We start from the raw sequence: 7,208 nt of genomic DNA on the forward strand, positions 1-7,208 counted from the left end.
CCTCCCCCGCCGCGAATATCCACGGGTTATAACGATTCGACCATCGAATAGATCGTCAACACCCCGTAAGAGATCGCATATTCCTCTGTCGAGGGGGTGTCCGGACGGCGAAGTTTCGGTTAGTGTCCATGAACAGATCAACCGGTTCGGCCTCCGGCAACGGAATGTCGAATAGTTCTGATGGCTCGGGTTCGGCATTATCGCCGCACCCACCAATCCCCGGAATGGAGAGTTAGTCATGAAGATGGTCAAGGCGCTCGTCAAGAAGTTCAAGAAGAACGACGACCTCGCGAACCACGCGTGGGTGCTGCACGTTATCTAACGTGGCCAGCCGCTGGCGGGGGCCCGGGTCGGCCGTGCCCCCGCCGGCGCCACGGCGCGTCCGGGATTCCCCCGCGCGCCGTACCGAACGCACTGACCAGCCATTTCGCATTGGAGGCCGGATTCCCGTGGAAGAAATGGCGACGGCAACCGCGCGCAGCCATTCCATCGTGTTCGCCCCGAGGATTCAGGAGCTACTGGCCAGGGACGAGAAGGTGTTCCGGATCGACCCGGCGAAGGTCGGCGTCTCGGACTCCCGACTGATGGCCGAAATCGTCGCGGCCCGCCCCGTCCTTTCCAACGAGCGCTCGGTCTACAAGCCCGCCGCCGGCTCCGACATCCCCCACGACAGCGCGACGCGCACCATCCGCGCACTGGGGCAGGACGCCATGGCGGGCATCCGCAAGCCCCCGCCGCCGGCGCGCGGCATGTCCGGCTCCTGGCCCTACGCCGGCACCTCCTACCTGCGTCGCTGGCTGTTCTCCGCCGACCCGCTGCCGGTCTCGCTGCTGTGGAAGCGCGGCGTCACCCGCTCCGACACCCTCTCCCGGCTCGTCGACCGCGCCGTGACCCGCTGGCCCGGCTCCGCCGACCAGGACGGCCGCACCGCACTCGCCGGGCTGATCCGCGACGCCGACGACCCGCTGGAGCGCAAGCAGGCCGTCGCGATGTACCGGCGGGCGACGGCCACCCTCTGCGACGGCGTGGCCGCGCTGACCGGCAACGCCCTGTGGCTGATGGGACCGGAACGGGGACGGCCGGAGCACCGCGCCGACCTCACCAATGTCCTCTGGGAGACGCTGCGCCTGCTGCCGCCCGCCTGGATGCTGTACCGCAACGGCGGCGCGGCGTACACCGAACTCCACCCCGAGATCCGGCCCGAGGACGACGTCGCACTCTTCCCGCTGCTGATGCACCGCCACCCGGACTACTGGTCCGACCCGCTGGAGTTCCGCCCCGAGCGCTGGGACGGCGTCACGGACCCGGAGAAGACGCCCGGGTTCATGCCCTTCGGCTTCGAGGGCGCCCGCTGCTGGGCCAAGCACCTGATCGTGCCGCTGGCCGAGCAGCTGCTGACCACGGCCCTGGACAACCGGCTGGTCGTCCGCAGCCCGCAGCAGGACGCGCAGGTGCCGCTGCGCTCCCTGCTCTCCGTACGGTTCGAGGCGCGGGTCGAAGCCTGACGCCCCGGCATCCCGGCGCCACCGAACACCCCTGACACCACGGGACACACCATGGAATCGCCCACACTGGCCGACTGGGTCGGCGACGTCGACGGCTTCACCGCCCGCCAGTGGCAGCGCGAGCCCGCGCTCTTCCCCCGGAAGGCCCCGGAGGCGTCGGCCGCGCCGTTCGACCTCGACGAACTGGACGCCGCCTTCGACGGCGGGCTGCTGCGCACGCCCTACCTGGAGATGGTCCGCTCCGACAAGGTGACCATCCCGCCCGAGGCCTTCACCACCTCGCGCACCGTCAACGGCACGACGCACCACGGCTTCGCGGACCGCGCGAAGGTGCTCGCCCAGCTGCACCGCGGGGCGACGCTGCTGCTGCGCTGCGTCGACCAGTGGCACCGCCCGACCGGCGAGCTGGTGGCGCGGCTGTCCGAGGAGCTCGACCGGCGGGTGGAGGCCTTCTTCTTCGTCACCCCGGCCGGCGGCCAGGGCCTCGCGGTGCACCGCGACGACGCCGACGTGTTCGTCCTCCAGGCCGCCGGGCGCAAGACCTGGTACGTCCACGACGCGCCGACGGCGGCGGACTGGCGGCTCGGCGAGCTCCCGGAGGACGAGCGCTCCCCGCTGCGCCTGCACGGCGTGCTCGAACCCGGCGGCGTGCTCTACATCCCGCGCGGCTTCGCGCACCGGGCGGTCGGCGCCGGGGGGCTGTCCGCCCACCTGTCGCTGACCGTCCGTGACCTCTCCGTGCAGGACCTGCGCACCGCCCTGGAAGGGCAGTTGGCCGAGGGCCTCGGCCTGCCTGCCCGTCCGCTCGGCGAGGCCGCGATCACCGACGCCTGCGCCGCCCTGCTCGACCACGCCCGGGCGAGGCTCGACGCGCTCGGGCCGGCGGACCTCCTGCGCGCCGCCCGCGCCGCCCGGACCGGCACCACCCAGGCGCCGGCGGCACCGGCGGCACCGGCCGAGACCGTGGAGACCCTCGCTGCGGCCGCCCGCACCTGGGAGTCCGGCGCACCCGCCGACGGACGCACCGGACTCGCCTCCGTCGGCCGCACCTGGCGCCGGCTGCGCGGCGCCGCCGAGTAGCCGGCGGCAGCGACGGCGACCGCCCGGTGCAGGAATCCACCTCGATGATCCGACTGTCAGTCAGGCCTGGTCGGGCCGACCGAGGTTTGATCCGGGGATCCGACCCGGCCCGGCGGCCGGACGTCGCCGGGCCGGGTCCGGGCCGGGTCCGGGCCCGCCGTGCGGACGGGCCCGACGACCGTTTCCCTTTTGCGGAGGGCGCTGGGGCAGACTGCCCACCATGCGATCAGATGATCAGAGAGGCGCCCTGCCCAAGCCCGTCCTGCCGGACCTCGCCGCCGCCCGCGCGATCGGCCCCGAGGCCGCCACGGAGGCCCGCTGGGAGGGGCTCGTCCTGTCGTGGGAATGGCTCCAGCAGGACATCGGGCACGGCCCCGGAAGCTGCAACGACGGCCTGGTGCGCCTGCTGAAGGCCGCCCGCGCGGAGCCCCGGCTGCGCCGGCTCTTCCCCTGGACCAGCCACTACAACCTGCACTTCAGCCTGTCGACCTCGTTCCCGTGGGCAGCCGCAGGCGTGCCGTTCGCCGTGCCGCAGGACGGCGGCGGCTACCAGATCCACGGCCCGGGCGGCTCCGGGGTGCTCGGCACGCCCGCCACCCCGGAGGAGGCCGTCGCGCTGCTGGTCGAACACCTCCCGCCGGACCTCGGGCCGGTGTTCAACCACCCGGCGGACGGGCCGCGCTGAGGCCGCCGGGGTGGCAGCGCCCCGCACCGGGGGTCACGATGAAAGCCCGGCCACCTGCGGCCCCGGCCCGATCGGAGCGCGATGAGCGACCAGCACAACGTCGTCCTGCTGACCTTCCCCGACGCCGCCGCCTGGCGCCCGGCCTTCGACGAGGCGCAGCACCTGCCGGGCCTGCGGATGGTGGCGGCGATGGAGCGCAGCGCCGACGGGCTGCTGGAGGTCGCGGACACCTTCACCCGGGGCGCGGGGGTGGCCACCGTCGGCTCGGGCGTGCTGGGCGGCCTGATCGGGCTGCTCGGCGGGCCGGTCGGCGTGCTGCTGGGCTTCGCGGCCGGCGCGGCGATCGGCAACGCGGCCGAGGAGCACCAGGCGAGCGAGGGCGGCGCCGGGCTGATCCTGCTCTCGCCCCGGGTGCCGGACGGCGGGGCGCTGCTCGCGCTGGAGGTCCGGGAGTCCTCGCCCGCCCCGGCGGACGAGCTGGCCGACCGGCACGGGGCCTCGGTCGAGCGGATCGACGCGCGCGAGTTCGCCGAGCAGGTCCGGGCGGCCGAGCAGAAGGCCGACGGGCAGAAGGCGGACGGCGCGGGGGCCTCCTGAGCGCACCGGCCTCGTGAGCCGGGGCCGGACGGGACCGGACGGGACCGGACATCCGGTCCCGTCCGGCCTCGCCGTCACTCCCCCGCCGTCACTCCCCCGCCGTCACTCCGCCCGCAGCGCGTCCACCGTGCGCGCCCGCGCCGCCCGTACGGCCGGGAGCAGGGCGCCGAGCAGGGCGATCAGCACGCCGCCGAGGGCGAGCAGGACCAGCACCGGGGTGCCGAACACGTCCAGCGCGGAGGCCGGGAAGGTCAGCCCGGCGCTGCGGCCCATCGCGGGCACCGTCAGGCCGTGCAGCAGCAGGCCCGCCGGCAGTCCGACCGCGCCGCCGACGGCCCCGACCGGCACCACCGAGGCGAGGACGACGCCCACGGTCTGCGCCGGGGTCATGCCGAGCGCCTTGGTGACGCCCGTGTCCCGGGTGCGCTCGCGGATCTCCAGGACGACGGTGTTGAACACTCCGAGCCCGGCGACCACGAGCAGCAGCGCGGTCAGGGTGGCGGTGAGCGAGTTCAGTGCAGCGATCGAGCCGCTGGAGCCGTGCGGTCCGCCGGTGTCGGCGGTCATGTGCTCCGGGGCGAGCGCGGCGCCGAGGGCGGTGGCGTAGGCGGTCCGGTCGGTGCCGGGCTTCAGTTTGACGACCCAGAAGTCCGGCCTGGGGGCCGTGCCGGACGGGTAGCCGGCGGCGTCGGTGAACAGCTCGTTGGTCTGCACGTGCGGGTCGAAGACCTCGCCGACGATCCGGACGGTGACCGGCCGGCCGTGGCTCGTGAAGGTCACCCGGTCGCCGAGCCCGACGGAGGCCTCGGTCAGGAAGGTGGCCGGGGCGACGGCCTCGCCCGGGCCCCGGTACCAGCGCCCGGTGACCATCCGGTAGCCCGCCCAGGAGGAGTCGCCGTCGAAGGCGGTCACCGTGGTGGTGCCGGCCACCCCGGGGACGGTGACGTCCTCGGTGCCGTTGCCGAAGTACGCGGCGGTGCCCGGCCGGGCGTCCAGCGCCGCGGTGACGACGGCCCGGTCGGCCGGGACCGGCCTGCCCGCCGGACCCGCCCCGGGCGGGCCGTCCGGGCGCGTCGGGTGCACCACGAGGTCCCCGGCGTCCCGTGTCTTCGCCTGCTGCACCCAGCCCATCGTCCCGCCCATGCCCACCGCGAAGACGGCCGCCGCCGTGCCGAACAGCACCGCCGCGAGCATCCCGGCCGCGCGGGCCGGGCGGGCGAAGGGCTGGGCGAGGCCGAGGGTCAGCGGGCGGGGCAGCGGCAGCCGGGCGGCCAGTGCGGCGGCCCGGGTGGCGAACGCGTCCCGCCGGGTGCCGCCCGCCGTACGGCCGACGGCGAGCGCGTCCACCGTGCGCAGCCGTCCGGCCCGGGCGGCGGCGGCCCAGGCGACCAGGGTGACGGCGGCCAGGGTGCCGCCCGCGACGGCGGCGTCCACCCGGGGGGAGAGGCCCGAGGCGGTGGTGCCGTAGAGCGATCCGGTGGTGGCGAGCACCGGGACGGTCAGTGCGTTGCCCGCGACCACCCCGAGCAGGGTGCCGGCGCCGGCCGGGATCAGCGCCTGGGCGACGTACGCGCGCACCACCTGGGCGGGGGTGCAGCCGAGCGCCTTGAGCACGCCGATCCGCCGGGTGGCGGTGCCGACGGCACCGGCCACCACATTGCCCGCGACCAGGACCGACATGGCCATCCCGAGCAGGCCGAAGGCGACCATGAAGGGCAGGAACAGGGCGGTGTTGCGGTCCGAGCCCTGCTTGGCGGTGAGCCAGGACTGCGCACCGGTGAGCGCCCCGCCGGGGGCGGCCGCGGCCACGGCGGCCCGGTCGGCGGCCATGGCGTCGGCGCTGCCGGTGTCCGTGAAGCGGTAGAGCATCTCGTAGCCGGGGGTGCTGCCGGGTGCGGTGAGGGCGGCGATGCCGTCCGGGGTCACCCAGGCGTCCGAGGTCCGGCTGACGGAACGGGCGAAGCCGACGACCTTGAGGGTGGGCGCGCCCGGCAGGCCGGGCAGCCGCAGGGTGCCGCCCGGTTGCCGGGGCTTGTCGCCGTACCCGGCCTCGATCACCACCTCGCCCGGCTGCTGCGGCCAACTCCCTTGGAGCAGAGTGACGTCGTCGACCCCGGCGGTGGCCGCGGCGCGGCCGGTGACGGTCATCGGCGCCATCGTGATCCCGGGCGGCAGGTCCGTGCCGGAGCCGGGCTCGGGGTCGACGGTGACGGTGCGGTACGGCCCGGCGGCGGCCGTCACCCCGGGGGCGTGCGCGGTGGCGGCGAGCTGGTCGGCGCTCGCCCGGGCGCCGTCGAAGCGTGCGGTGAGGTGGGCGCCGTGCTGGCCGTCGAAGGCCTGCTCGAAGGGGGCCCGGGAGGCGACCAGCAGCGAGCCGCCGAGGACGGAGCAGGTGGTGGCCACCAGCGCGGCCAGTCCGACGGCGACGGACTGCGTCCGGCGCCTGCGCACACCGGCCCGGACGACCCTGCCGAGCGCGGTCATGACGCCACCGCCGGAGCCGAAGCCGAGTCCGCCTCGACCCGGCCGTCCCGCATCCGGACCGTCCGGGTGGCGCAGTCCTCGGCCAGGGCCAGGTCGTGGGTGACGAGCAGGACGGTCTGCCCGTCCTCGTGCAGGTCGCGGAACAGCTCCTTGACGTCCTCGCCGGCGGCCGAGTCCAGCGCGCCGGTCGGCTCGTCCGCCAGCAGCAGGGCCGGCCGGTTCATCAGCGCCCGCGCTACTGCCACGCGTTGGCGCTCGCCGCCGGAGAGCCGGCCCGGGTGGGCGCGGGTGTGCCGGTCGATGCCGAGCGCCTCCAGCAGTTCGGCCGCCCGGCGCCGGGCCTCGGCGCGCGGGACGCCGGCCAGTTCGCCGGCCAGCACCACGTTGTCGGCCACGGTGAGGTCGTCCAGCAGGTTGAAGAACTGGAACACCATGCCGATCGTGCCGCGCCGGTAGCGGGCCGAGGCCGCCTCGCCCAGCCGGTCCACCCGCACCCCGGCCACGGTGACCGTCCCGGCGCTGGGCCGGTCCAGCCCGGCGACCAGGTTCAGCAGGGTGGACTTCCCGCTGCCGGACGGGCCGAGCACGGCCACCGACTCCCCCGCCCGCACGCTCAGCGTGACGTCGTCCAGGGCCGCCCGGGCGCCCTCGTAGTGGCGGCTCACGCCGCTCAGTTCGATCACCGGATCGCTGCTCATGTCCCCGCTCCTCGTCGCTTCCCGTCTGGTGCCGCGACGAAGGTACGGACGGGCGGCGCGGGTCCGCGTCCGCCGACCGCCGCAGGTTCCGTACCGCGTCGGGTGGACGGGCGCCGGCGTCATCCCTCCGATGTAGTCGTGGGGAGTACCGGCCACCCC

General features: G+C 75.2%; 6 protein-coding genes. 4 read left to right on the forward strand and 2 right to left on the reverse strand.

The features are described 5' to 3' along the window. The first annotated feature begins 458 nt into the window (after positions 1 to 458). The 4 genes from ACIQOV_RS18915 (at position 459) to ACIQOV_RS18930 (ending at position 3,867) form a co-directional block, all read left to right on the forward strand. Positions 459 to 1,505, forward strand: a complete 1,047-nt coding sequence (locus tag ACIQOV_RS18915) for a cytochrome P450 (RefSeq protein WP_401049790.1) — start codon at positions 459 to 461, stop codon at positions 1,503 to 1,505. 51 nt (positions 1,506 to 1,556) lie between these two features. After that, complete coding sequence (locus ACIQOV_RS18920) at positions 1,557 to 2,585, forward strand: JmjC domain-containing protein (protein ID WP_401049791.1); 1,029 nt, start codon at positions 1,557 to 1,559, stop codon at positions 2,583 to 2,585. A gap of 220 nt (positions 2,586 to 2,805) precedes the next feature. After that, entirely contained in the window at positions 2,806 to 3,270 is a 465-nt protein-coding gene (locus tag ACIQOV_RS18925; RefSeq protein ID WP_401049793.1) for a DUF6193 family natural product biosynthesis protein, read from the forward strand. 81 nt (positions 3,271 to 3,351) lie between these two features. Further along, positions 3,352 to 3,867 carry a histidine kinase gene (locus tag ACIQOV_RS18930; RefSeq protein WP_401049795.1) on the forward strand — a complete coding sequence of 172 codons (516 nt, stop codon included), beginning with the start codon at positions 3,352 to 3,354 and terminating at the stop codon, positions 3,865 to 3,867. A 102-nt stretch (positions 3,868 to 3,969) separates the two neighbouring features. Here the strand turns inward: ACIQOV_RS18930 and ACIQOV_RS18935 are convergent, their stop codons facing one another. Continuing rightward, complete coding sequence (locus tag ACIQOV_RS18935; protein ID WP_401049798.1) at positions 3,970 to 6,351, reverse strand: FtsX-like permease family protein; 2,382 nt, start codon at positions 6,349 to 6,351, stop codon at positions 3,970 to 3,972. Next, the gene (locus ACIQOV_RS18940; protein ID WP_401049801.1) at positions 6,348 to 7,049 is read right to left on the reverse strand and encodes an ABC transporter ATP-binding protein; all 702 of its coding nucleotides are present in this window, start codon (positions 7,047 to 7,049) and stop codon (positions 6,348 to 6,350) included. Before ACIQOV_RS18940 ends, ACIQOV_RS18935 begins: the two co-directional genes overlap by 4 nt. Positions 7,050 to 7,208: the final 159 nt, after the last annotated feature.

The sequence above is a fragment of the Kitasatospora sp. NPDC091257 genome, from assembly GCF_044757675.1.
Classification (GTDB): domain Bacteria; phylum Actinomycetota; class Actinomycetes; order Streptomycetales; family Streptomycetaceae; genus Kitasatospora; species Kitasatospora lactacystinica.

Coding starts and splice junctions, on each gene's coding strand:
- ACIQOV_RS18935 (WP_401049798.1), bottom strand. CDS start 6,351: ATGACCGCGCTCGGCAGGGTCGTCCGGGCCGGTGTGCGCAGGCGCCGG.
- ACIQOV_RS18940 (WP_401049801.1), bottom strand. CDS start 7,049: ATGAGCAGCGATCCGGTGATCGAACTGAGCGGCGTGAGCCGCCACTAC.
- ACIQOV_RS18920 (WP_401049791.1), top strand. CDS start 1,557: ATGGAATCGCCCACACTGGCCGACTGGGTCGGCGACGTCGACGGCTTC.
- ACIQOV_RS18925 (WP_401049793.1), top strand. CDS start 2,806: ATGCGATCAGATGATCAGAGAGGCGCCCTGCCCAAGCCCGTCCTGCCG.
- ACIQOV_RS18930 (WP_401049795.1), top strand. CDS start 3,352: ATGAGCGACCAGCACAACGTCGTCCTGCTGACCTTCCCCGACGCCGCC.
- ACIQOV_RS18915 (WP_401049790.1), top strand. CDS start 459: ATGGCGACGGCAACCGCGCGCAGCCATTCCATCGTGTTCGCCCCGAGG.